The organism is Streptomyces sp. NPDC058195 (assembly GCF_042883525.1).
Taxonomy (GTDB): Bacteria; Actinomycetota; Actinomycetes; order Streptomycetales; family Streptomycetaceae; genus Streptomyces.
Genome location: NZ_JBHVVM010000028.1, coordinates 60,034 through 81,825 on the forward strand (window position 1 = coordinate 60,034; position 21,792 = coordinate 81,825).

The window sequence follows — 21,792 nt, forward strand, 5'->3', positions numbered from 1 at the left end:
TGGACGGTACAGTACCCAAATAGAAACTGGACTGTCCAGTACTCATGGGTCGAGGAGGCGGCATGGAAGCCGACGAGCAGGGCCGGTCGGCCCGCAAGCGCCAGTCGATCACGCAGGCGGCGACCAGGGCGTTCATGGAGAAGGGCTACTGCGGAACGAGCATGGACGACATCGCGAAACTGGCGGCGGTGTCCAAGCAGACCGTCTACAGGCACTTCTCCGACAAGGAGAAGCTGTTCGCCGAAATCGTGCTGGGCACGACCGATCACCTCGGCCGCGCCATCGATCCGGTGTCCGACATCCCGTCCGACGCCGACGCACTGGAGGAGAACCTGACCGGGCTCGCCCGGTGCCTCCTCACCACACTGACGCGGTCCGAAGCGCTTCAGCTGGGCCGCCTGGTCATCGCCAGCGCGGGCCCCTTCCCCGCACTCGCCACGGCCTGGTACGAGCAGAGCTTCGAGCGGGTTCTGATGGCCCTGACCACCACCTTCCGGCGCCTCACCGAGGAAGGAGTGCTCCGGATCGACGAACCGCTCCTGGCCGCCCACCACTTCTCCGGGCTGCTGCTGTGGGTACCGGTGAACGAGACCATGTTCCGCAGCGCCCACCAGCACACCCCGGCCGATCTCGAACGCTACGCCACTGCCGGGGTGCGCGCCTTCCTGGCCGCCTACCGCTGACGTCCGGCTCCACCGAAGTACGCTTCGCCCCGCTGACATCCAGGAGGAGCAACTCATGACATGGTCCGAACGCACCGTGGTGCGGAACGGCGTACGGCTTTCCTGCCGTGACCACGGAGGGGCGGGGACACCCGTCGTGCTGCTGCACGGGCTGGCCGGTCACGCGGGTGAATGGGACGCCGTCGCACGGTGGCTGAGCCCCGCGTACCGGGTCGTCGCCGTGGACCAGCGCGGCCACGGCGCCAGCGAGCGCCGCCCGGACGACGTCTCCCGCGCCGCCTACGTCGCCGATGCTGTCGCCGTAATCGACCAGCTCGGCCTCGAACGGCCCGTGCTCGTAGGGCAGTCACTGGGCGGTCACACGGCCCTGCTCACCGCCGCCGCGCACCCCGAGCTCGTCCGGGCGCTCGTGCTGGTCGAGGCGGGCCCCGGCGATCCGGAGCCGGAGCTGCCCGCCCGGATCGGCAGCTGGCTCGACACCTGGCCGGTGCCGTTCGCCGCGCGGGAGGAAGCGGTCGGCTTCCTCGGCGGCGGCCCGGTCGGTGAAGGGTGGGCGGCCGGACTGGAGGAACGTGAGGACGGCTGGTGGCCACGGTTCGACCGGGACGTGATGGTCGGCTCTCTGGCAGAGAACGCCCGGTGCGGCTTCTGGGACCAATGGACCGAGGTCACCTGCCCCACCCTGGTCATCCTCGGGCAGTCCGGCATCATCCCGCCCCGGGAGGCCGACCGGATGCTCGGGGACCGGCCGCAGACGCTGGCCGTCAGTGTCCCTGGGGCAGGACACGACGTACACCTCGAACGGCCCGACGTCCTCCGGCACCTGCTCGCGGAATTCCTCGGCACGTGCACGGGCACCGCCTCCGGGCGCTGACCCGGGCCCCGTCGCCAAAGCGCCCGCCCGGCGGTTCGCCACGGCCGTTCGGGCGCACTCACCACTCCCTGGCCGCGATCAGCTCCTCCCCGTCCGCTTCCGGAAAGCCGTACGCGCACGCCACGAACCAGAACTCCTCGCCTATCTCCTCCCTGGCCACGGTCTCGATCTCGCTCCCGGCAGCCTCGAACTCGGCCTCCAGCAGGTTGAACCGCTCGGTCGCCACTTCCGTGAGCGCGTACAGGGCCGGCAGATCCGCCGGGCGTTCCGCCTCGATGCGCTCGCACAGCTCCAGCAGGATCGCTCTGCCCTGGTCCAGGACGTGATCCGGATAGTAGTCATCCGCGTACAGCGGCTGCAGGAAGGCGCGTTCCGCCACCTTCCGGTTGGTGATCGGCATGAGTCCTCATCTCTCCCGAAGAGCCGTGGCACCGATCATGCAGCACACCACTGACAGGACCGCCGGAGCAGCGGATCAGCGCCCCGGCCCTTACCGCCGGACGGCGGCGTGCTCCCGCAGGAAGGCGCCCGCATAAGCGGCGGCCTCCTCCTTCGTCGCGTGGCACGCGGCATCGCCGGCCTCCTCCCGGACCCCGTCGGCGCCGGTGCCGGACCACCGCCAGCCGTCGGCCGACGGCTCCGGGATCAGCTCGGCACGCCCGCCGAACAGTTCGATCACGCTCGGCTCCGCAGGCGCCGGGGAAGTCCTGTCGACGGCATCGGGCCACTTCTTGCGGGCGCCCTGCCGGGTGATCCCCCAGACGGCGCCCAACTGCTCGTAGCTCGCGCCATAGGAACCCGCGGTCCTCGCCGCCATCGCCGTCAGCCGCTTGACCTCGGCGTCCACCGCCTTCCAGGCGGCGAGGACCGACAGCGTCACGTCGACGGGCCCGGCATCCCACATGCGTTCCACGGACTGCCCCGTCGCCCGCCCCCGCAGGGCCGAGGCAAGCGGATCAAGGGCATCCAGAAGGGCTCTGTCGAGAGCTGATCGCTCCTCAGCGGTGATCTCAGAATACGTCATGGCGGTAACTATAGTTACCCGACCCTCCATTGACAACCGAAGTTACCGCCGTGGTTCCGGCGCCTCAGACGAGCAACTCGGCCAAGTCGTCCAGGAGCGGCACGAACCCGCGCGTCTCGAAGGACCCGTGACGGCGCTCCCAGAAGGCGGCCCGCACGGCGTGGAACTGGGCCCAGCGCCGGGCGCGTTCGGGGTCGATCTCGGCCGCCTCGGCGAAGACGCACAGGGTGCGGTTCAGCGCCTTTCCCAGGTCACCGGAGCCGAGGAGAACCGGCACCCGCGACGTGAGCAGAGTCCCGCCGTCGTACGCGAGATCCCCCGCGTAGCCCTTGGGGTCGACGGCCAGCCACGGCTCACGGTCGGCGCGCAGAATGTTGCGGGCGTGCAGGTCGCCATGGACGAGGGTGTCCGGCTGGTCCCGGCCCAGCTCCCGGACCGTCGCCACCGCCGCCTCCACCGCACGCCGGGACATCGCATGATCCAACTCAGCTGCCGCCTGCTGGAGTTCGGCTTCCCAGGCGCCCGCCCGGTCCCGCAGCCGGGGCAGTCCGGGCGGGGCCGGTACGGCCAGTCGGCGGCTGATCCGTCCGGCGGTCCGCACGGCCTCGTCGCCCTCCTCGACCTCCGCCAGCGTGGACGGTCCGACCCGCTCCAGCAGCATCGCGAAGTGCTCGTCGGCACGCTCGTGCAGCAGCACGGCCCCGCGGCCGCCCCAGGCGGCGAACGCGTCCGGCTCGTGGGCATTGCCGGGGTGCGGGAAGGACACCTTCAGCACGGCCGCTCCCCCGGCCCGCCGCCGCACCGGGACGACGATCCCGACGGCCCCGTGCATCACCTCACCGTCCGGCGCGCACTCCCAGCGCGCCAGCAACTCCCCCACCGTCGCCGGGAGTCCGGCGATCCATTCCGCACCGGGCCGCCCCTCCCGCTGGACCGTGCCGCGCGCGAACTTCTCCGGTACGTCGATCACCCCCGCACCCTACGCACCGGGGACGGGCGGGCGGGACGGCGCCGTCGGCGACGGCTGTCAGTGACGGGCCGTACGTTTGGGGCATGGACGACATGACACTCGCTTCGCTCCTCGCAGGATGCACCGGCAGCCCCTACCCCGGCGGCTGGCAGGACGCCCCCTTCGTCGAACGCATGGTCGACGGAGTGCCGTACGCCCTGGTGGCGCTCGATCCGGGGCTGAGCGCGCTGGGCGTGCGCCGCCCGGACGGCTCGCTCTGGGGGCTGCCGGAGGACGGCACGCCCCATCTGGTGAACTCCACCACCGCGGCGTTCATAGCCTTCACCCGCGCCTACGCGGAGGTCTCGGCGGAAGTGGACGCGTGCGAGGGACCGGCCCAGGAATCCGAGGATGCCGCCGAAGAAGCGGCGGACGCGCTCTCCGAAGCTCTGGTGGCACGGTTCAAGGGCATCGACGCGGCGGCGGTCGCCGACGAGAACTCCTTCTGGTGCGTCGCCGCGGAGGAGCTGGGGTACGCCATGAGCGTCTAGCCGTGCCGTTCAGCTCCGGGAGCACCCGCCCGCAGGCCGTCCATGACCAGATCGAGCAGGCGTGCCGCGCGCGGCCGCCAGTCGCTGTGCGGATCGATCTGCCAGAGACCGGCGATGGCCAGGAGGAAGTCCTCGGGCGCCATCCCCGGGCGGATGGTTCCGGCCCGCTCGTTCGCGTCCAGCAGTCGCTCGACGGCCCGGGTCACCGGACCGTGGCCCAGCTGGGCCAGGCCGCCGGGCCTGCCTGTCGACTTGCGCAGCGCGTCGGCCAGACCGGCCTTGGCCATGGCGTACCGGGCGAGGCGGTCCATCCATTCCCGGAGTGCCCGGTCGGGCGCACAGGTCCGCAGCAACTGGTCGGCGGCGTCGGCCACCTGCTGCATCTCGTAGCGGTAGACCTCCAGCACCAGGGCCTCACGGTGGGGGAAGTTCCGGTAGAACGTGCCCTGCCCGACACCCGCCTTCCTGGCGATCGCGCTCAGCGGGGCATCCGCCGTCCGCGTCAGCTCGACCAGCGCGACCTCCAGGATGCGCTCACGGTTGCGTTGCGCGTCCGGGCGCAGCGGCGTGGTCTTCCTGTCCCGCACTCGTCCTCCTCCCCGAAAAGGGCACGGCCGAGTCCGTCCTTGCTGAGCGGACAGCTGTCCGCTAGGTTCGACAGCAAGTGGACAGTTGTCCGTTTGGGTTCACCATAGCGGCAGATCCGACCGGTGCGGCCGGCTTTCGCCCACCGCCAGTGGTTCCTCACACCCTTGTCGTCCTCTCCCTCCCCCGGTCCCTCCCGGACACACCGAGCAGTCGCCGGGATCGTCTTGTTCGACGCGCATCAGCCATGCGAAAGAAGGCCGATTCATGACCCCATCGACGTCCAGTGTCATCACCCTGAACATCAATGGCGAGAAGTACACACTGCCCGTCGACCACCGCACCACGCTGCTCGACGCACTGCGCGAGCGGCTCGATCTGACGGGTTCCAAGAAGGGCTGTGACCAGGGGCAGTGCGGTGCCTGCACCGTGCTGGTCGACAACCGTCGCGCGCTCTCCTGTCTTCAGCTCGCGGTCGCGGCCGAGGGCCGTGCGATCACCACGATCGAGGGCGTCGCGGACGGTGAGCGGCTGCACCCGGTGCAGCAGGCCTTTCTCGATCTCGACGGATACCAGTGCGGCTACTGCACTCCGGGACAGATCTGTTCCGCCATCGCGGTGATCGAGGAGCACGCGGCGGGATGGCCGAGCGCGGTGACCGACGACGCGCGGCCGGAGACGGGGATTCCCGCGCTCGACGCCGACGAGATCCGCGAGCGCATGAGCGGCAACCTGTGCCGTTGCGGCGCCTATGTGTCGATCGTGCAGGCGGTCGAGCAGGCGGCTCGGGCGGCCGGACCGCAGGACAAGGAGGTCGTGGCATGAGGGAGTTCGGGTACGAGCGCGCCTTCGACATAGCGGGAGCGGTGACCCTGCTGGGCTCCGTCCCGGGTGCCCGGTACCTCGGCGGTGGCACGAATCTCGTCGACCTGATGAAGAGCGGGGTGGAGCGGCCCACGCTGCTCGTCGACCTGCGTGAGCTGCCGCTCGACGGGATCGAGCCCACCCCGGACGGCGGGTTACGCCTCGGCGCGACCGTCACCAACAGCGATCTGGCGGCCCACCCTGAAGTCCGGCGCCGCTACCCCGTGCTGGCGCAGGCCGTTCTCGCCGGGGCTTCGGGGCAGTTGCGCAACATGGCCACGGTCGGCGGGAATCTGCTCCAGCGCACCCGCTGCGGCTACTTCACCGACACCGCCCGCCCGTGCAACAAGCGCTCCCCGGGCAGCGGGTGCCCCGCCGTCGAGGGCGAGCACCGCAACCACGCGATCCTCGGCGCCTCCGGGCACTGCGTGGCCGTCCACCCCTCGGACATGGCGGTCGCGCTCTCGGCCCTGGACGCCGTCATCACGTACGAGACGGCCGACGGGCCGGGCGAGGTCCCGATCGAGGAGTTCTACCGGCCCGTGGGCGACACCCCGCATGTGGAGACCGTCCTGCCGTCCGGCGCGCTGATCACCTCCGTCGTTCTGCCGCCCGCCCCGGACGCCTCCTGTTCTCGGTACCGCAAGGTGCGCGAGCGGGCCTCGTTCGCGTTCGCCGTCGGCTCGGTCGCGGCCGCCGTCGCCGTCCATGACGGTGTCGTACGCGAAGCGCGTCTGGCGTTGGGAGCCGTCGCGTCGAGGCCGTGGCGGGCCCGTACGGCCGAACGGGCGCTGACCGGCGGACCGGTGGGTGCGGCGGCCTTCGCCGCAGCGGCCGATGCCGAGCTGGCCGCCGCCGATCCCCTTCCCGGCAACGGCTACAAGGTGACGCTGATGCGGAACCTCGTCGTGTCCGTACTGACGGAACTCACCGAGGAGATCTCCCGATGACCACGACCACCGGCGTCGCGACCCCTGCCGGAGCTGTCGGCTCCGCCCACACCCGGCTGGAGGGCCGCGCCAAGGTCACCGGGGCCGCCCGGTACTCGGGCGAGGTCCCCTTTCCCGAACTGGCCCATGGATGGCTGGTGCTGTCCACCGTGACCCGTGGCCGGGTCCGGTCCGTGGAGGACGGCCCCGTACTGGACATGCCCGGAGTGCTGGCCGTGCTGCACCAGGGGAACGCGCCGCGCGTCAACCTCGGGTACATGGGCATGCTGGACCGCCCGAATCCGGTGATCGGGCTGTTCCAGCAGGATCGTGTTCCCTTCGCGGGCTGGCCCGTGGCGCTGGTGGTGGCCGAGACACCCGAACAGGCCAGGGAGGCCGCCGAGGCCCTGGTGGTCCAGTACGAGACGGAGCCGCACGACGTGGAGTTCCGGGCCGGACACCCGGATGCCTACACCCCTCGAAGCACTCCGCTGGTCGAGGCCGAGACGGAGAAGGGCGACCTGGAGGCCCGGCTCGGCGCCTCGGCGGTGGTCGTGGACGAGGCGTACACCACCCCCGAGGAGCACCACCACGCCATGGAGCCGCACGCGGCGACGGCCCGCTGGGAAGGGGGCCGCCTCGATGTCATCGACTCCAACCAGGGCAGTACCTGGGTGGTGAGCGAGCTGGCTCAGCTCTTCTCCCTCGACCCTGCCTCCGTGCGCGTCCGCGCCGAGCACGTCGGGGGCGCCTTCGGCTCGAAGGGCCTGGCTCCGCATCTGGTGGCGGCCGTGATGGCCACGACGGTCCTGCGCCGCCCGGTCCGTGTCGTGCTGACCCGGCGCCAGATGTTCACCCTCGTCGGCTACCGCAGCCCGACCGCCCAGCGGATCCGCATCGGTGCCGACGCCGACGGACGGCTCCGTGCCTTCGAGCACCTGGCGCAGAGCGTCACGTCGACCGTGCACGAGTTCGTCGAGACGAGCGCCGTCCTGGGGCGGGTGATGTACGACGCCGACGCGCATCACACCCGGCACCGGGTCGTCCGGCTCGACGTGCCGACCCCCACGTGGATGCGCGCGCCCGGCGAGGCTCCGGGGTCCTTCGCCCTGGAGTCGGCCCTCGACGAGCTGGCCGAGAAGTGCGGTGTGGACCCGGTCGAGCTGCGCCTGCTCAACGAGCCCGAGCGGGGCCCGGTGTCCGGGCTGCCGTTCAGCAGCCGCAATGTGGCGGCCTGTTTCGAGGAGGGGGCCCGCAGGTTCGGCTGGGCGGACCGGGACCACCGCCCCGGACTGCGCCGCGAGGGACGCTGGCTGCTCGGGACCGGCACGGCGGCGGCCTCGTACCCCGCGGGGGTCGGCCCGTCCACCGCCGCCGTCACCGCGGAGCCGGACGGAGGATTCACCGTACGGATCAACGCGGCGGATGTCGGGACCGGGGCGCGGACCGCGATGGCACTGGTCGCGGCGGACGCGCTGGGCGTGCGGCCGGACCGGATCCGGGTCCGCATCGCGGACAGCGACCTCGGTCCGGCGATGATCGCCGGAGGCTCGATGGGGACGCGTTCCTGGGCCTGGGCGGTGACCATCGCCGCGAACGATCTGCGGGAGCGGCTGGCCCTGGGCGGCGGCATCCCGCCGGAGGGAATCACGACCCGGTCCGACACCGCCGAGGCCATCGGCGCCCTCGCGGCGAAGGAGCGCCACTCCTTCGGGGCACAGTTCGCCGAGGTCGCGGTCGACACGGACACCGGTGAGGTGCGGGTGCGGCGGTTGCTCGGCATCTTCGCCGCGGGCACCATCGTCAACCCGCTCACCGCCCGCAGTCAGCTGGTGGGCGGCATGACCTGGGGGCTTTCGATGGCGCTCCACGAAGAGGCGGCCAGGGACCGGGCCACCGGCGCCCACGTCGGCGCTGACCTCGCCGGCTATCACTACGCCGCGCACGCCGATGTGCCGCCGATCGAGGCAGACTGGGTGGACGATCCCGTTCCCGGTGATCCGATCGGGATCAAGGGCATCGGCGAGATCGGCATCGTGGGCGTGGCCGCCGCGATCGCCAACGCGGTGTGGCACGCGACCGGGGTCCGTCACCGGGATCTGCCGATCCGCCCGGACCGTGTCCTGCGCGCGGCGGAGGAGGTCCGGCGCCGGGTGGCGGGAGGAGGAGCGCGGAGTGCTTGACATCGCCGACCAGCTGAGCCGGTGGTTCGAGGAAGGCCGGGACTTCGCCGTGGCCACGGTGGTGGCGGTGAGCGGCAGCGCGCCGCGCGGCCCTGGCGCCGCTCTGGCCGTCGCCGATGACGGGACGGCCGTCGGCTCGGTGTCCGGCGGCTGTGTGGAGGGCGCGGTGTACGACTTGTGCGTACGGGCGCTCCAGGACGGGCGCACGGTGCGGGAGCGGTTCGGCTACGACGACGAGGACGCCTTCGCGGTCGGGCTCACCTGCGGCGGTGTCGTCGAGGTCCTGGTGACGCCGGTGCGTACGGCCGCGCCGGTGTTCCGGGCCGGGGTGGCGGCGGCGTGCCGGGGTGAGCCCGCGGCCCTGGCGCGGGTGGCCGGCGGTTCGGCGGATCTGCTCGGCGGGGCACTGCTGGTCCACCCCGACGGATCGTTCGAGGGCGGCCTCGGCAGCGGCCGGGAGCTGGACCGGGCCGCGGCGGCGGAGGCCCGCGTGATGCTGGATACCGGCCGTACCGGGACCGTCGAGGTCGCGGAAGGTGGTGCGCTCTGCCCGGCCGGGGTGACGTTGTTCGTGGAGTCGAGGACACCCCCGCCCCGGATGATCGTGTTCGGCGCCGTGGACTTCGCGACGGCGCTCGTACGGGCGGGCAAGTTCCTCGGCTATCACGTGACGGTGTGCGATGCCAGACCGGTCTTCGCCACCCGCGCCCGCTTCCCGGAGGCCGATGAGCTCGTGGTCGACTGGCCGCATCGTTATCTGCGGCGTACCGAGACCGACGCGCGGACCGTCCTGTGCGTGCTCACCCATGACGCCAAGTTCGACATACCGCTGCTGGAGGCGGCCCTGCGCCTGCCGGTCGCGTTCGTCGGGGCGATGGGGTCGCGCCGTACCCACGCGGACCGTGATCGCCGTCTGCGCGAAGCCGGCCTGACCGACGAGGAGCGGGCCCGGTTGCGCTCTCCGATCGGCCTCGACCTCGGTGCCCGGACGCCCGAGGAGACCGCCCTGTCGATCGCGGCGGAGATCGTGGCGGCGCGCCGGGGCGGCACGGGGGTTCCGCTGACCGGTGTGAGCACGCCCATCCACCATGACGTCGGCGCAGGGGAACGGGGCAAGGGCGGCAGTCCCGGTCGACGGCGCGACCGGCGCTCCGGGGCCGGGGCCTGACCGGTCAGGACGGTGTCCAGGTCCCGGCATCGGAGTGGTCGAAACGGCCGGAGCGGAGGTGATCACGGAACGCGCCGAGTGCCGGGTGCGGGTTGTCCAGGTGCCACACCAGTGAGTGCGGGTAGACGGGGGTGGGATTGCGCAGGCCGACGCGGCGCAGGCCGTGCTCGGCGGGCCAGGCGAACCGGGTCCGCTCGCCCACGAAGGTGGCCAGGGTCCGGGAATCGGCGATGGTGTCCAGCAGGGGCTCCACCCCGAAGTCGGGGCCGGTGACCTCGATGGTGAATCCGAAGGCGGCGGCCAGCGCGTCGTAGTAGGCGGCCCACTCGGTGCCGGGGACGATGCCGGGCATCCAGATGCGGTGTCCCGCGAGGTCGGCGGGGGCGACGCTGCGGGCCCCGGCGAGTACGTGGGCTGGTCCGGTGAGCAGCTGGATGGGCTCGTCGTACACCCGTGTGGCCCTGATGTCTTCGGGAAACCGCTGGCCGGGCATCGTGACGGCCCGGATGGACGCGTCGATCGTGCCGGACCGGATGGCGTCGACGGCCGCGTCCGCGTCGAAGAGGGTCACGGCGTCGAGCGCGATCTCGGGGTGGACCTGGTGGAAGTCGCGCAGCAGGTCGGCCGGGGCCAGGCGTCGGCCGATCACATCGACGCGCAGGGCCCGGCGGCCGGGCCGGACCGAGGCGAGTGCCCGCTCCTGGCTCCTCAACAGGTCACGGGCGTGCGGCAGGAACGCCTGCCCGTCGATGGTGAGACGCGCCCCGCGCGAGGTGCGGGTGAACAGCCGCACACCGATGTTCTTCTCCAGCGTCGCGATGCGTTTGGAGACCGCCTGCTGAGTGATGGACAATTCCGCGGCGGCGTCCTGGAACCGTCCTGCTTCGGCGGCGGCCACAAAGGTACGCACGGCATCGAGATCCACATCGGGCATCGTACCGGCACAACGATTGGTTGTAGTTCCGCACAGAACAGTTGTTTGCCCTGAGCGTCCGGCAGTCGCTTTGATTCCGTCGGTCAACGTGTGGTTGTGCAGATCGGCGAGAGGTGCGTGGCGGCATGGCGGGGAGACGGGCCCTGGGGCGGCGGTTCGGGTGGTTGTGGTCGGCGTACGCCGTCAGTGCGTACGGGACGGGGCTCGGGTTCGGCGCGTTCGCCATGATCGCGGTGCTTGTGCTGCACTCCGGGCCGACGCACGTGGCCATGCTGGCCGCCGCGGGGCGGGCGGTGGGGGCGGTGGTGGCGATACCGCTCGGTCCCTGGGTGGAGTTCCGCCGCAAGCGGCCGGTCATGGTGGGGACGGACCTGCTGCGGTTCGCGGCACTGCTGAGCATTCCGGCGGCCTACTGGCTCGGCAGGCTCACCTTCGCCCAGCTCCTGATCGTGTCGATCGTGGTCGCCGCCGCCAACATCGCCTTCAACGCCGCCTGCGGCGCCTACCTCAAGAGGCTTCTGCCGTCCGAGGACCTGCTGGTCGCGAACGGCCGGTTCGAGTCGACGAGCTGGTCGGCGACCATGGTCGGACCGCCGCTCGGCGGGGCCGTGATCGCGGCGTTCGGGCCGGTGACGACCGTGATCGTCGACGCCTTCAGCTATCTGCTCTCGGCGTTGGGCATCCGTGCGATCGGCGGAACGGAGCCGCGCCCCGAGCGGACCGGAACGCAGCGGCTGAGCGCGGCAGACCTGCTCGCGGGATGGCGGCACATCCTCGGCCATCCCACCCTGCGCCCACTGCTCTTCAACGCGATCGTGGTCAACGGCCTGATCATGGCTTCCGAACCGCTGCTCGCCGTGCTGCTGCTGGGCGATCTCGGCTTCGCCCCGTGGCAGTACGGGCTGATGTTCGCGGCACCGTGCGTCGGGGGCCTCGTCGGCTCCCGCCTCGCGCGTCGGCTCGTGACGCGGTTCGGGCGGCGCGAGGTGATGCTCGCGACCGGGATCCTGCGGGCCTGCTGGCCCATCGGGCTGGCGTTCGTCGGACCCGGCGTGCCGGGAATGGCGCTCGTCATGCTCGTCCAGCTCGGCCTGGTGACCTGCTGCGCGGTGTTCAACCCGGTGCTGGCGACGTACCGGCTCGATCACACGGAACCCGGCCTGGTCGCCCGTACCCTCTCCGCCTGGTCGGTCAGCAGTAGCCTCTCCATCGCCACAATGACCGCGCTGTGGGGTGCGCTGGCCGCCGTGATCGGCACCCGGGCCGCGATCGCCGCCGCGGGGATCATCCTTCTGGCCACCCCGGTGCTGCTTCCGCGTCGCGCGGGCACTCCTGCGAAGAAACTCGCGGACGCCTGAGGCCCCGGGCCGGGGATCCGCTCGGCCCACCCCGTGCCCCGCGCCCGGTGAAGGGCGCGGGACACGGGGCACGGGTCTCCGCGGCCGGTCAGAAGACGAACGGTCCGGGCGACTGGGTGGAGGTCGCGTTGCAGGTCACCGTGATGCCCATGACCACGATCTTGAGGGATTTGGCCACCAGGCTGTCCCCTGCGGCGACGGTCCCCTTGAGCTGCCCCGTGGAGACCGGACTTCCGGCGGGAATGGCGGGGTTGGCGCTGCCGGTGAAGTTCACCGATCCGCTGCCGTTCTTGGTGAGGGTGAGCGTAGAGGTGACGGTGTTCGCGCCGACGTTGATCGGGGCGGTGATGGCGGAGGTCGAGAGGGTGATGGCGGCACTCGTGCCGCTCTGGGTTGCGGTGAGAGTCGCGCTGCCCGAGCCGTAGATTCCGCAGTCGAAGGAGACGGTGGCGGTGGTGGGGGTGACCGCCTCGGCCGTCGGCGCGAGCGCGAGTGCGCCCGCCGCCAGGGCGGAACAGATGGCGATCCGCCGTGTGCCATGCCTCATGGTGATCTGCCTTTCCTGTGGGGGGAATCCGGCGCACCGGACCAGCACAACGCGCCGGACACAACATCCCCTGACGTTCCGTCAGTGGGAGTGCCTCGCCCATTGAGACACGGCCCCCTTGAAGCAACAAGACACATCGCCATGATTTATTGACATGCAACGGCCAATTCTGGTCACCCCTGCCCACGCCGCCGGGGCGTGGTGGGCAGGGGCCACCCCACCCTCTCCTCCGCTGCGAACCGCCCCTCCTCGTCGATGAAGACCTGCCGACGAGGACGAGGGCGGCCCTCGCCCCACCGCCGCCATGAGCCGGTGGCTTCAGGAGCCGCCCCTCGCGGGATCCCTCACCCCGGACACCTGGCGGGCCTGCGCCCAGCACCTCAAGTCCTGGTCCGAGCCCAGACCGCGCACAGCGCCGGTGTGTTCTCCGGCCCGTTACGGCTGAGGCGCCGGGTGGCCCGCCGCCGCCGGACAGCGGCTGCCAGCAGCGGGCGGCAGCCATGGAGCGGCTACGCGGCACCGGCCTGTGGCCATGACTCCATGGCGCGGGAGCGAGCGGCTTCCGTCGACGGCTTCCGCCGGGCGCGCAAGGGTCCTCTGCACCTCGAAGAGCCGACCTACGCGGGAACCCATGCGGGAGCCCGCATCAGCGGCGGCCCCGTCGGTGGCGCGACCTCGCCCGGGGGCCCGGTGAACCGGGAACGCGCTGCGAGAGAGAAGTTCCGTACGACTGCTGCGCCCCGGCTGGCCGGCCGCCTCACATGAGGGAGACCATCTCGCGCGGGTGGCAGCTCCCCAACGCCACCACAGGGGACTTGCGCGCCGTCACGACGAGCCCGCGAGGGTGCTGCGCGGAGGCCCGGAGCATGCACATCAGCCGCGGTGCCGCTGCGTTCGTGCCGTCAGCTGCCACGGGTGGAAGACCTGCGGACGGGGGCCGCTCCGACCCAGTGGTGATAGGCCTCCACGTCGACGTTGCTGCCGCACACGATGGTGACCACGTGTCGCCCGGCGAATCGGTCGCGGTCCTCGAGAATCGCCGCGATACCGAGAGCGGCGGACGGTTCGACGACGAGGCCGGCGTAGTCGAGGAGTAACCGCATACCGGCGATGATCGACGCCTCCTGGACCAGGACGGCGTCATCAGCGACGAGGAGCAGGTCGTCCAGAACGGCCGGAATGGGACACCGGGCGGCGACACCGTCGGCGATGGTGTCGGTGCGGCCGGTGGTGACCACGCGCCGCTGGCGCCACGAGTGTGTCATCGCCGGTGCGCCCAGCGGCTGGACACAGATCACCTCGGCTTCGGGTGCCATGGCCTTCACGACGTGGCCCACTCCGGTGGCCAGTGCCCCGCCGCCGAGAGCGATCAGGACGGTGTCGAACGACGGGGCGCTGTCCATCAGTTCCAGGCCGATGGTCGCCGCACCCTCGCAGGTCTCCAGGTCCAGGCTGTCCTCGACCAGCCGGATGCCGTCGCGGCGCGCGATGGCCGCGGCCCGGTCACGCGCCATCTCGTGGTCCCCGTCGACCAGTTCCAGCCTGGCGTCCAGTGCGCGTATGCGGTCAAGCTTGGCAGCGGTGGCGAACCGGGATGCCACGACCGTGACGTCGAGCCCCCGCCCGCGACCAGACCAGGCGAGGGCTTGGCCAAGATTGCCCGCGCTGGCGCACACCACAGCTTGTGAGCCGTTGTCGGCAAGCAGGCTCGCCACCACCTCGGTGCCGCGGGCCTTGAAGCTGCGGACCGGGTTCGCCGTTTCGAGCTTGATGCTCACCGCGCATCCAAGGCCGGGCTCCAGCGCCTCGCAGCGGTACAGCGGAGTGTCAAGGAAGAGGGGGTCGATCACCCGGCGAGCCGCCCGGATCCGAGCGAGATCGAGACGTGTCTCCTGCATGACACAGCAGCGTAGGCCCCCGGAACGGGACCGCCCACCCCACGGGTCCTGCACTCCTGCGCCGCGTCAGGCCGCGGACCGGACCGCGCGAGGACGGTTTCCGGGCGTGCACCGGCCTCGCCCGGTCGGCGGACCGCCCTCAGCCCGGCGGCTGAGCCTTCCCCTCGGGCCGTCACGTACCGGGGCACGGAACCCAACGGAACGCCGTGCCCCGGGCATTGGATCCCGAGGCGCGGCTGATCCGTGCGTCGCGGACGTATCGCGTCGGCCCTCAGGAGGTGTGCAGGGTGAGACCGTACCGGCCCAGGATCTCGTTGACCGGCTGGTGCCAGGTCTCCCCGCCGCTGGTGCAGTTGCCCCAGCCGCCGGACGTGACGCCCTGGGCCTGGTCGCCGCTGATGAACGAGCCGCCCGAGTCACCGGGCTCGGCGCAGACGCTCGTCTTGGTCATCTGGTAGACCGCGCCCTGGCTGTAGTTCACGGTCTCGTTCGTGGCGAGCACAGTGCCGCAGTGCCAGTGACTGGTCGATCCGGACCGGCATATCGAGGCGCCGATGGGCGCCTCCGCGGAGCCCCGGACCAGCTGGTCGGACACAGCACCCCAGCCCAGGACAACGGGTACGGTCCACCAGCCGTTGCCGACGCTGACCCAGGCATAGTCATCACCCGGGAAGGACGAGCCCTGGAAATTGCCGATGGCCGAACGGTCCCAGCCACTGACCGAGGCACCGGCCTGGCCGCAGTGCCCCGCCGTGACGAAGCCGCCGTACACGGAGAACCCGATCGAGCACCGCACGTTGCCCGTGTAATAGGGGTCGCCGCCCACGGTTCCGGCGGCGAGGGTGCGGGGAGCCTCCGGAGTCCTGCGCACGACTACGGGGCCGGTCGCGCGGGCCCGGTCGACGAAGTCCCGGACATCGTTGTCAGCGGCTGCCGACGTGACGACGTCCACTACGACCCGGTTGGCCTTCGGGTCGATGTGCCAGCCGCTGACACCGCCCGGCGCCTTGAGCCGGTCGATGCGCGCCTTGGCCGCGCCGAGCTGCCGCGCACTGTGGCGCACCAGCCGGACCGACGCACCGGACTCACGGACGGCACCCGACACGCGGGCGTCCGCGACGGCCACGGCCAGCCGGTTCGTGGCCGGGTCGAACCAGGCACCGGCGTAGGACGGTCCGGCGGCCCGTCGCGCCCTTTGCTGTACGGCGGTCGCCGTCTTCTCCGCCGCCAGCCGGCGCCTGGCCTGCCCCTCGGCCAGGCCGAGGTCCCGCCGCATGGCGAGGAGCAGTCCCGCGGACGCGGGTGCTTCGTCGGTCACGGAAGAGGGGGAGGGGGACGGCGGGGAAACCCGGTCCGCCGCGGCGGCCGAAGCCGGTCCCGAGGCCAGGCCGACGGTCGCCCAGGCGCTGATGGCCAGCGCCGCAGCCAGGCTCGTACGCAGCACGTTCTTGCATCTCAAGGCAGTGGCCCTTTTGTTGTTCCGGCATCGTGGGGAGGAACAGCAGGCGTCTGGGAACGCTCTTCTGAGAGCGCTCTCAGAGTGTGCCGAAGCGGACTGTAACGCAGGGCGCACGCCAGGTCCATGCCAATGGACTGCGGTGCGGCCGGGCCCGAAGCGTCCGCGCCCGGCAGGGCACCTATGCTCGCGTCAGACGATCACGGAAACCCGGCACTTCGGTCTCCGCCACCCGCGTATCGAGCAACGCCCTTCCCTCCCGCAGGAGCCGCACCATGACACTTCCCGACGATGAGACCCCGTCCTGGAACAGACTGCTGTGGGGCCCCCGCCGTGTTCCCGAGGCCCCGCTCGACGACGAGACACGGCGCGCGAAGAGCCTTCCGGCCACGCTGCTGCCCGCGCCGAGCGGGATGAACCACCCCCTGGTCTTCGAGCCCGCGCTCAAGCAGTTCGCCAACGCCTACCGGGCCGGGGATCCCCGGTTCGGCGAGGGAGAGGAGGAGTTGGGGCGAGCCTGGCACCGGGCACGGCGCACCGCCCTTGACCTGGTCCTCGCTTCCGTGGCCGAGGGGCCGTGGAGCGAGCGTCTGGTACTGCGCGGCAGCGTGCTGATGGCCACGTGGTTCGGGGAAGCCGCCCGCGATCCGGGGGATCTGGACTTCCTCTTCACGCCCCGCGACTGGGCGATGGACGACCCGCGGTCCTCGGACCTCTTCGAGACGATCGCCTCGGACGCGGCTGCGGCATCGGCCCGCCACGGCTCCGTACGCATCGACGCGGCGGGCATGGTGACAGAGGAGATCTGGACGTACGAGCGAGTGCCGGGCCGACGCATGCTGCTGCCGTGGTCGGCAGCCGGGGTGCCTGGCGGAACCGTACAACTCGACGTGGTCTTCAACGAGTTCCTTCCCTTCCCCGCCGCACTCACCGAACTCCGGCCGCTCGGGGACGGGCCGGGGTGCAGGGTGCGCGCCGTCTCCCCCGGACTCTCCCTGGCCTGGAAGCTGTTGTGGCTGACCACGGACCTCTATCCGCAGGGCAAGGATCTCTACGATGCCGCGCTGCTCGCGCAGCACGCCGTGCTGAGCTACGAGCTGCTGCAGCAGGCGTTCGTCCTCGGCGGGACCGAGGCACTGCGTCCCGTCGGCCCCTGGCTGCTGAACGGGATGATGACCGCGCCGAGCGAATGGGGCGACTTCATCGCCGAACATCCATGGGTCACCCAGAGCGCGGAGCACTACCACACCTGCCTCACGCGGGCGCTGGCGCCCTTGCTCGGCGCGGAAAGGACGGCCGACGGCGAGGCCGGGTACCAGCGGTGGGCCGACTGGCTGCAGCCGCTGGTGGAGTTCATCCGTGCGACGGCCGCGGACGACCCCGCTCCCGCGCTCGGCTATCTGAACGACGGCGGGCGGGACGGGCTGAAGGCGGCCGTCGTGGTCGTACGGGAACTCGCCGGGCCCGAGCGCCTCGGCCTGACGGAGGCGCTGGCCGAGGTGCTCTCCCCTCAGGAACACTGGAGCTACTGGCGCGAGCACCCGGAGGCGTGCGCCCAGCTCCTTGATGAGCTGAGCTGAACGGGAGGTGTGTGACGGGGCCCGGCCCCGTTCAGCCTGCCCGGCCGATCGCGCTGCGCAGCATGGCCACCGTCGTCGCGGCCGCGGCGCGCTCGGCCTCGTCGTCCGTCGTGCGTACCCGTTCCTCCAGGAGGACCACGGCCGCCTGGAGGACCCCCACGCGTACCGGGACGCTCTGCATCGCCGTGAGAACGGCCGCCGCCTGCTCGGCCGGGGTGACGGGGGTCGCCGCGGCGGCCTGCGGAATGAGGGTGGTGATTCCGCGCCCGAGCGCGCGGTCGCGAGGCGGCTGAGCCGAGGCTGTGGTCATCCGAGAAGTGTGCCGCACACACCCCGGGGAATCCGTCAGCGACCTGAGCGGTCCTACCGCGGACCGTCCTGCGCATGGGCATGGACGCGCATCAACAGCGATGCCAACTGGGCCCGTTCCGGCACGGACAGCGGGGCGAGCAGGTCCTGCTGCGCGGTCAGCGCCTCGGCCTGGAGTTCGGCGAGCGCTGTGCGACCGGCCGGAGTGGTGGTGACGGTGACCCGGCGGCGGTCGGCGGTGTCACGGGCCCGGTCGACGAAGCCCGCCACCGAGAGGTCGTCCACGATCTTGACGATGTCACTCCGGTCGATCCTGAGCCGCGAGGCCAGCTCCCGCTGCGCATGGGGACCGAAGTCGGCGAGCGCCGACAGCACGGCCATGTGCCACAGACGCAGATCGCGCTCGGCCAGCCGTGCCGCGAGCATGCTCCGTGCCGTTCTCCCCGTCCTGGCCAGCAGATAGGTCGTGAGTCCCAGGAGGCTGGGCGGGGTCTCGCTCATCGGCCCCATCCTAGGACGTCGTCCCTCATGGATTTTCACCTGCTGATCCGGGTGCGCGGTGCCGACGGCGGACAGCGGCGCCGCTCCGTGCGGGCCGCCGCGTCCGGTGCGCCTATCCCTTGGCCCAGGCGAGCAGCGCGGCCCTGGACGGGAAGTCGGCGACATCCCGGTCGAGGGGCTGGTCGGTGTACTGGTGGATGCGCCAGGACGCCTCGATCCGGGGTTTCCCCTGGGGCACGTAGTCGGCGATCCACAGGCCGTCCCCCGCGTAGGACGTGGTGTCGTGGTTCAGCCAGAAGGAGCGGTTGCAGTACAGCAGCACCTTGTTGTGCGGACGCAGCCGCTTGACCTCCCGGATGAAGCTGTCCTTCTCGGCGTTGCTGGGACTGGTTCCCTCACCGTTCTGCTCCCAGTCCACGGCGAGCAGATCCCCCGCCTTCTCCGAAGCCTTGCTCACGAAGTAGTCGGCCTGGGCGTTGATGTCCCCGGGCCAGAGGAAGTGGTAGAAGCCGACCACGCATTGCGCGTCCCTCGCGCGCTTCACCTGCTCCGCGAGATGCGGATTGACGTACGAGCGGCCCTCGGTGGCCTTGACGAAGACGAAGTCCAATCCGTCCGTGTCGAAGGACGACTGATGGGAGCTGACATCGACGCCATGCAACATGGGCACCGCCTTCACGTGGTATCTGTGGTTCCGTTCTCCTCCTCTACGTGCCCGCAGACTTCCGCTCCCATCCTCGGGATGAACGGGCGAACCGTTTTTCCCTCGTCCGGAACGCGACCGGCCTCACCAGATCCCGGCACCCGGTACGCGCGGGCCCGACGGAATACGTCCCCGACGGGCCCGGTGCACCTCGCTGGACGGTGCTACGCCCGGTCGTCGTCGGTGGTGGTGGCGGCCGGAAGGCTGTCCATGAACGAGCTCACGGAGAAGACCGCTTGCCCGGGACCGGACGGGCCGTATCCGGGGGGCGAGCTGAGCCCGAACTCCTCCATCGTGGCGCGGTAGGACTCCAGCAGACGGATGTGGTACTCGAGCGGCGCTCCGTCCGGATTGGTCTTCCCGAGCGGGGTGGTGGGCTCCGGACACCAGGTGGTGAAGCGGGGAGTGATGCCGTGCGACATGAAGAACCGCAGGCCCTCGGTGGTCGACGCGATGGCTTCGTCCACCGAGGAGAAGCCGAAGGGCGCGGCCATCTCCACACCCGCCACGAAGTTGGGGATGACGTTGCGCGCGCCGAAGACGTCGGCGGAGTCCAGGATGCGGCGGTGCCACTCGTCGCGGCCCACGTAGCGCTCCTTGCCGGGGCAGTACAGCTCGAACAGCCGCCGGTCCCACACCTCGTAGTTGGGGTGGTAGATCTGCACGCCGTAGTCGTGGAAGCGCTGGACATCGGCCTTGGGCAGGGCCTGGGCGACGACCTTGCCGATCCAGCGGCCCGGGAACCGCTCCTCGATGGCCTTGGCGTACTGGCCGTAGAAGTCGGCCTCGTCACGCCCGCCGATGTGGGAGGTGATGGCCCCGCCCGTGAGGGTGTACGCGGTGGACGTCTTCGCCGTGTCGTACGTGTCGATGATGGCGAGCGCCTCCAGGACCTCCTCGACCGGCTTCACGCCGGTGTAGGGGCGTCCGGCCGCCTTGTGCTGGCGCCAGTTGTGGTTGATGTCGCAGTACTGGCACTCCTCCTTCGCGCCGAAGTACTGGCAGACCCGGAAGACGGTCAGGTAGACCAGATACCCCCACTGGATGGTGGGCGCCACCTCCATCACGGACTTGCCGTTCTCCAGCGTGTGCCGGTAGTAGTCCGGCATGGGCGGCAGGCCCACGTCGGAGATCCGCCGACCGTCGAGATAGAGCCCGAGCACGCCCTCGTCGTCGGCCGCGACCCGGTACGGGGACGCCGGGTTGACCCGCACCGACACGACGGTTCTGCGCAGGTCGTAGGGGCCGCCGGTGAGGACGATCTCCTCCGGCGGGCGGCGGAGCGCGGCGGCGCCCAGCTCGGGGAGGGTGCCGTGATCGAAGGAGAAGATGAAGTAGGACTTCGGCTTGACGTCGCCGTTCTCGTTGTCGCTCAGCGCGGACTCGTCGAACGCCACGCCGCCGCGCAGCAGGTCTTCCTTGATGACGGCTTCCCGGGGCACGTGCGGGAACCGCTCCATGAGGTCCTCGACGAGGCGGGTACGGCTCCCGTCCGTGCGGCTCGGTCCTGTGCTGCCGTCGGTGGTGCTGTGCATGTGCGGGACTCCTCGGTCCGGTCGTCGTCGGCGTTCCGGGTACGCCGCACTGTGCAACGAACCGGACACGTCCGCAGTGCCCGGCTCACCGGCCCCATCGGCACGGTCCGGTTCGTCCGCCGGGGTCCGCGTTCCGGACGCCGGCCGGGGTTCACCGGTCCCAGTGCGCGGGGCGGTCGAGTGCGGGCGGAAGCCGCGTCGCCGCGTCGCCCCTGGCGGCGTTGAGCTGGGCCTGGGTGAGGAAGAGGCTATCGGTGAGGTCGGCGCCGGACACATCCGCGTCCCGGAAGTCGGCACCTATCAGGTCGGCCAGGCGCAGATCCGCGCCGCTCAGGTCCGCCGCGATCAGATAGGCGCCGCGCAGGTCGGCACCGCGCAGATCGGCGCCCCTGAGCCTGGCTCCGATAAGGTCGGCGCCCCGGCGGTCGCGCTTCTTCCCGCGCGGCGCGGTCGCCCGTACGAGTGCGCTGACCCGGTGCAGCAGTTCGGCCACGCGCGCGCGGTGGGCGGCCACATCCAGCTCCGCGTAGGCATCCGCTGGCAGCCGCGTGAGGCGTTGCGTCTCGTCGAGGAGGCGCCGGACGTCCCCGTGCAGGGGCTTCGCCGGGGCCGGGGCCAGCGCCTCGGTCAGGTACCAGAGCAGCTCGTGGAGCTGCCGCATGACCGGGAACACCTGGAACATCTGCCGGGCGGTCCCCGCGTCGCCTCGCCAGTCCCGTCCGCCGAAGGTCTCGCCGGAGACCTTCTGGCCCGCCCCGAAACAGTCGTACACGGTGCAACCGGAGAAGCCCTGGGTCCGCAGTCCGGTGTGGATGCCGCAGCGGAAGTCCTCCTGGAGGTTCCCGCAGGGCTGTCCGGCTTCCTTGTCGATCGCGAAGTCCGCGGACCGGGTCAGGGTCAGTGCCACACAGCACAGCCCGGAGCAGTTCGCGCAGTCGGCGCGCAGCGCGGCGCGGTCGCCGTGGTCGGTGCCGGGGCCTTGGACGGTGTCGGGCACGGTGGGTGGATCCTTCGGATACGGGGCGGTCGGACGGCCGACCCTACCGGGAGCCGTCACCCGTTCGCCGTCATTTCATGATCGGCCGGCTCGGGCCTCCCGGCCGGGACCGGCAACCGCGCGCAATACTGGTGGCTAGTACAACTTTCTTGGAGGTGGCCACG

22 protein-coding genes are annotated in these 21,792 nt (G+C 71.2%); 9 read left to right on the plus strand and 13 right to left on the minus strand.

Going from position 1 to position 21,792, the window contains the following annotated elements:
* Positions 1-62 precede the first annotated feature (62 nt).
* Positions 63-683 (plus strand): TetR/AcrR family transcriptional regulator, encoded by a 621-nt coding sequence (locus ACFVWY_RS28285; RefSeq protein WP_389877394.1) that lies wholly within the window; start codon positions 63-65, stop codon positions 681-683.
* A 55-nt stretch (positions 684-738) separates the two neighbouring features.
* Positions 739-1,557, plus strand: a complete 819-nt coding sequence (locus ACFVWY_RS28290) for an alpha/beta fold hydrolase (protein ID WP_389877395.1) — start codon at positions 739-741, stop codon at positions 1,555-1,557.
* A 58-nt stretch (positions 1,558-1,615) separates the two neighbouring features.
* Here the strand turns inward: ACFVWY_RS28290 and ACFVWY_RS28295 are convergent, their stop codons facing one another.
* The 3 genes from ACFVWY_RS28295 to ACFVWY_RS28305 all read right to left on the minus strand — a co-directional run bounded on the left by ACFVWY_RS28295 (position 1,616) and on the right by ACFVWY_RS28305 (position 3,551).
* Positions 1,616-1,957, minus strand: coding sequence for a DUF5713 family protein (locus tag ACFVWY_RS28295; RefSeq protein WP_389877396.1), 342 nt, complete (start codon positions 1,955-1,957; stop codon positions 1,616-1,618).
* A 90-nt stretch (positions 1,958-2,047) separates the two neighbouring features.
* Entirely contained in the window at positions 2,048-2,581 is a 534-nt protein-coding gene (locus ACFVWY_RS28300; RefSeq protein WP_389877398.1) for a hypothetical protein, read from the minus strand.
* A gap of 64 nt (positions 2,582-2,645) precedes the next feature.
* Positions 2,646-3,551: an aminoglycoside phosphotransferase family protein gene (locus tag ACFVWY_RS28305; protein WP_389877399.1), complete on the minus strand. Its 906-nt coding sequence runs from the start codon at positions 3,549-3,551 to the stop codon at positions 2,646-2,648.
* Between the two features lie 83 nt (positions 3,552-3,634).
* Between ACFVWY_RS28305 and ACFVWY_RS28310 the strand changes: the two genes are divergently transcribed.
* Complete coding sequence (locus ACFVWY_RS28310; RefSeq protein WP_389877401.1) at positions 3,635-4,081, plus strand: SUKH-4 family immunity protein; 447 nt, start codon at positions 3,635-3,637, stop codon at positions 4,079-4,081.
* Here ACFVWY_RS28310 and ACFVWY_RS28315 read toward each other — a convergent pair.
* A complete protein-coding gene (locus tag ACFVWY_RS28315) occupies positions 4,078-4,668 on the minus strand; it encodes a TetR/AcrR family transcriptional regulator (protein WP_389877403.1) in 591 nt (196 codons plus the stop codon). The two genes, ACFVWY_RS28310 and ACFVWY_RS28315, sit on opposite strands and share 4 nt — an antisense overlap.
* A 265-nt stretch (positions 4,669-4,933) precedes the next feature.
* On the opposite strand from ACFVWY_RS28315, the gene ACFVWY_RS28320 reads away from it, so the two are divergent.
* Genes ACFVWY_RS28320 through ACFVWY_RS28335 form a run of 4 tightly spaced genes read left to right on the plus strand, consistent with a single transcriptional unit; the run spans position 4,934 to position 9,810 of the window.
* Positions 4,934-5,491, plus strand: coding sequence for a (2Fe-2S)-binding protein (locus tag ACFVWY_RS28320; protein WP_389877404.1), 558 nt, complete (start codon positions 4,934-4,936; stop codon positions 5,489-5,491).
* Complete coding sequence (locus tag ACFVWY_RS28325) at positions 5,488-6,480, plus strand: FAD binding domain-containing protein (RefSeq protein ID WP_389877406.1); 993 nt, start codon at positions 5,488-5,490, stop codon at positions 6,478-6,480. The genes ACFVWY_RS28320 and ACFVWY_RS28325 overlap by 4 nt, the downstream gene beginning before the upstream one ends.
* Positions 6,477-8,642: a xanthine dehydrogenase family protein molybdopterin-binding subunit gene (locus ACFVWY_RS28330; RefSeq protein ID WP_389877408.1), complete on the plus strand. Its 2,166-nt coding sequence runs from the start codon at positions 6,477-6,479 to the stop codon at positions 8,640-8,642. The genes ACFVWY_RS28325 and ACFVWY_RS28330 overlap by 4 nt, the downstream gene beginning before the upstream one ends.
* Positions 8,635-9,810, plus strand: a complete 1,176-nt coding sequence (locus tag ACFVWY_RS28335; protein WP_389877409.1) for an XdhC family protein — start codon at positions 8,635-8,637, stop codon at positions 9,808-9,810. The genes ACFVWY_RS28330 and ACFVWY_RS28335 overlap by 8 nt, the downstream gene beginning before the upstream one ends.
* 4 nt (positions 9,811-9,814) lie before the next feature.
* On the opposite strand, the gene ACFVWY_RS28340 is transcribed toward ACFVWY_RS28335, so the two are convergent.
* Entirely contained in the window at positions 9,815-10,744 is a 930-nt protein-coding gene (locus ACFVWY_RS28340; RefSeq protein ID WP_389877411.1) for a LysR family transcriptional regulator, read from the minus strand.
* A 125-nt stretch (positions 10,745-10,869) separates the two neighbouring features.
* Here ACFVWY_RS28340 and ACFVWY_RS28345 point away from each other — a divergent pair, with 125 nt between their 5' ends.
* Positions 10,870-12,102 carry an MFS transporter gene (locus tag ACFVWY_RS28345; RefSeq protein WP_389877413.1) on the plus strand — a complete coding sequence of 411 codons (1,233 nt, stop codon included), beginning with the start codon at positions 10,870-10,872 and terminating at the stop codon, positions 12,100-12,102.
* An 88-nt stretch (positions 12,103-12,190) separates the two neighbouring features.
* On the opposite strand, the gene ACFVWY_RS28350 is transcribed toward ACFVWY_RS28345, so the two are convergent.
* From ACFVWY_RS28350 to ACFVWY_RS28360, 3 genes are all read right to left on the minus strand, one after another.
* Positions 12,191-12,649 (minus strand): hypothetical protein, encoded by a 459-nt coding sequence (locus ACFVWY_RS28350; RefSeq protein ID WP_389877414.1) that lies wholly within the window; start codon positions 12,647-12,649, stop codon positions 12,191-12,193.
* Between the two features lie 902 nt (positions 12,650-13,551).
* The gene (locus ACFVWY_RS28355) at positions 13,552-14,547 is read right to left on the minus strand and encodes a threonine/serine dehydratase (RefSeq protein WP_389877415.1); all 996 of its coding nucleotides are present in this window, start codon (positions 14,545-14,547) and stop codon (positions 13,552-13,554) included.
* A 271-nt stretch (positions 14,548-14,818) separates the two neighbouring features.
* Positions 14,819-16,006, minus strand: a complete 1,188-nt coding sequence (locus ACFVWY_RS28360) for a S1 family peptidase (protein WP_389877416.1) — start codon at positions 16,004-16,006, stop codon at positions 14,819-14,821.
* A gap of 272 nt (positions 16,007-16,278) precedes the next feature.
* Between ACFVWY_RS28360 and ACFVWY_RS28365 the strand changes: the two genes are divergently transcribed.
* The gene (locus ACFVWY_RS28365; RefSeq protein WP_389877417.1) at positions 16,279-17,583 is read left to right on the plus strand and encodes a nucleotidyl transferase AbiEii/AbiGii toxin family protein; all 1,305 of its coding nucleotides are present in this window, start codon (positions 16,279-16,281) and stop codon (positions 17,581-17,583) included.
* A gap of 31 nt (positions 17,584-17,614) precedes the next feature.
* Here ACFVWY_RS28365 and ACFVWY_RS28370 read toward each other — a convergent pair whose 3' ends face one another.
* From ACFVWY_RS28370 to ACFVWY_RS28390, 5 genes are all read right to left on the minus strand, one after another.
* Complete coding sequence (locus tag ACFVWY_RS28370; protein WP_389877419.1) at positions 17,615-17,893, minus strand: hypothetical protein; 279 nt, start codon at positions 17,891-17,893, stop codon at positions 17,615-17,617.
* 53 nt (positions 17,894-17,946) lie between these two features.
* Positions 17,947-18,393 carry a MarR family winged helix-turn-helix transcriptional regulator gene (locus tag ACFVWY_RS28375; RefSeq protein ID WP_389877420.1) on the minus strand — a complete coding sequence of 149 codons (447 nt, stop codon included), beginning with the start codon at positions 18,391-18,393 and terminating at the stop codon, positions 17,947-17,949.
* A gap of 112 nt (positions 18,394-18,505) precedes the next feature.
* The gene (locus ACFVWY_RS28380) at positions 18,506-19,057 is read right to left on the minus strand and encodes a glycoside hydrolase family 25 protein (RefSeq protein ID WP_389877422.1); all 552 of its coding nucleotides are present in this window, start codon (positions 19,055-19,057) and stop codon (positions 18,506-18,508) included.
* A 203-nt stretch (positions 19,058-19,260) separates the two neighbouring features.
* Complete coding sequence (locus tag ACFVWY_RS28385; protein WP_389877424.1) at positions 19,261-20,631, minus strand: radical SAM protein; 1,371 nt, start codon at positions 20,629-20,631, stop codon at positions 19,261-19,263.
* Positions 20,632-20,782: 151 nt separating this feature from the next.
* Positions 20,783-21,628 (minus strand): pentapeptide repeat-containing protein, encoded by an 846-nt coding sequence (locus ACFVWY_RS28390; protein WP_389877426.1) that lies wholly within the window; start codon positions 21,626-21,628, stop codon positions 20,783-20,785.
* Positions 21,629-21,792: the final 164 nt, after the last annotated feature.

Coding starts and splice junctions, on each gene's coding strand:
- ACFVWY_RS28285 (WP_389877394.1), top strand. CDS start 63: ATGGAAGCCGACGAGCAGGGCCGGTCGGCCCGCAAGCGCCAGTCGATC.
- ACFVWY_RS28290 (WP_389877395.1), top strand. CDS start 739: ATGACATGGTCCGAACGCACCGTGGTGCGGAACGGCGTACGGCTTTCC.
- ACFVWY_RS28295 (WP_389877396.1), bottom strand. CDS start 1,957: ATGCCGATCACCAACCGGAAGGTGGCGGAACGCGCCTTCCTGCAGCCG.
- ACFVWY_RS28300 (WP_389877398.1), bottom strand. CDS start 2,581: ATGACGTATTCTGAGATCACCGCTGAGGAGCGATCAGCTCTCGACAGA.
- ACFVWY_RS28310 (WP_389877401.1), top strand. CDS start 3,635: ATGGACGACATGACACTCGCTTCGCTCCTCGCAGGATGCACCGGCAGC.
- ACFVWY_RS28320 (WP_389877404.1), top strand. CDS start 4,934: ATGACCCCATCGACGTCCAGTGTCATCACCCTGAACATCAATGGCGAG.
- ACFVWY_RS28325 (WP_389877406.1), top strand. CDS start 5,488: ATGAGGGAGTTCGGGTACGAGCGCGCCTTCGACATAGCGGGAGCGGTG.
- ACFVWY_RS28330 (WP_389877408.1), top strand. CDS start 6,477: ATGACCACGACCACCGGCGTCGCGACCCCTGCCGGAGCTGTCGGCTCC.
- ACFVWY_RS28340 (WP_389877411.1), bottom strand. CDS start 10,744: ATGCCCGATGTGGATCTCGATGCCGTGCGTACCTTTGTGGCCGCCGCC.
- ACFVWY_RS28345 (WP_389877413.1), top strand. CDS start 10,870: ATGGCGGGGAGACGGGCCCTGGGGCGGCGGTTCGGGTGGTTGTGGTCG.
- ACFVWY_RS28350 (WP_389877414.1), bottom strand. CDS start 12,649: ATGAGGCATGGCACACGGCGGATCGCCATCTGTTCCGCCCTGGCGGCG.
- ACFVWY_RS28355 (WP_389877415.1), bottom strand. CDS start 14,547: ATGCAGGAGACACGTCTCGATCTCGCTCGGATCCGGGCGGCTCGCCGG.
- ACFVWY_RS28365 (WP_389877417.1), top strand. CDS start 16,279: ATGACACTTCCCGACGATGAGACCCCGTCCTGGAACAGACTGCTGTGG.
- ACFVWY_RS28370 (WP_389877419.1), bottom strand. CDS start 17,893: ATGACCACAGCCTCGGCTCAGCCGCCTCGCGACCGCGCGCTCGGGCGC.
- ACFVWY_RS28375 (WP_389877420.1), bottom strand. CDS start 18,393: ATGAGCGAGACCCCGCCCAGCCTCCTGGGACTCACGACCTATCTGCTG.
- ACFVWY_RS28380 (WP_389877422.1), bottom strand. CDS start 19,057: ATGTTGCATGGCGTCGATGTCAGCTCCCATCAGTCGTCCTTCGACACG.
- ACFVWY_RS28385 (WP_389877424.1), bottom strand. CDS start 20,631: ATGCACAGCACCACCGACGGCAGCACAGGACCGAGCCGCACGGACGGG.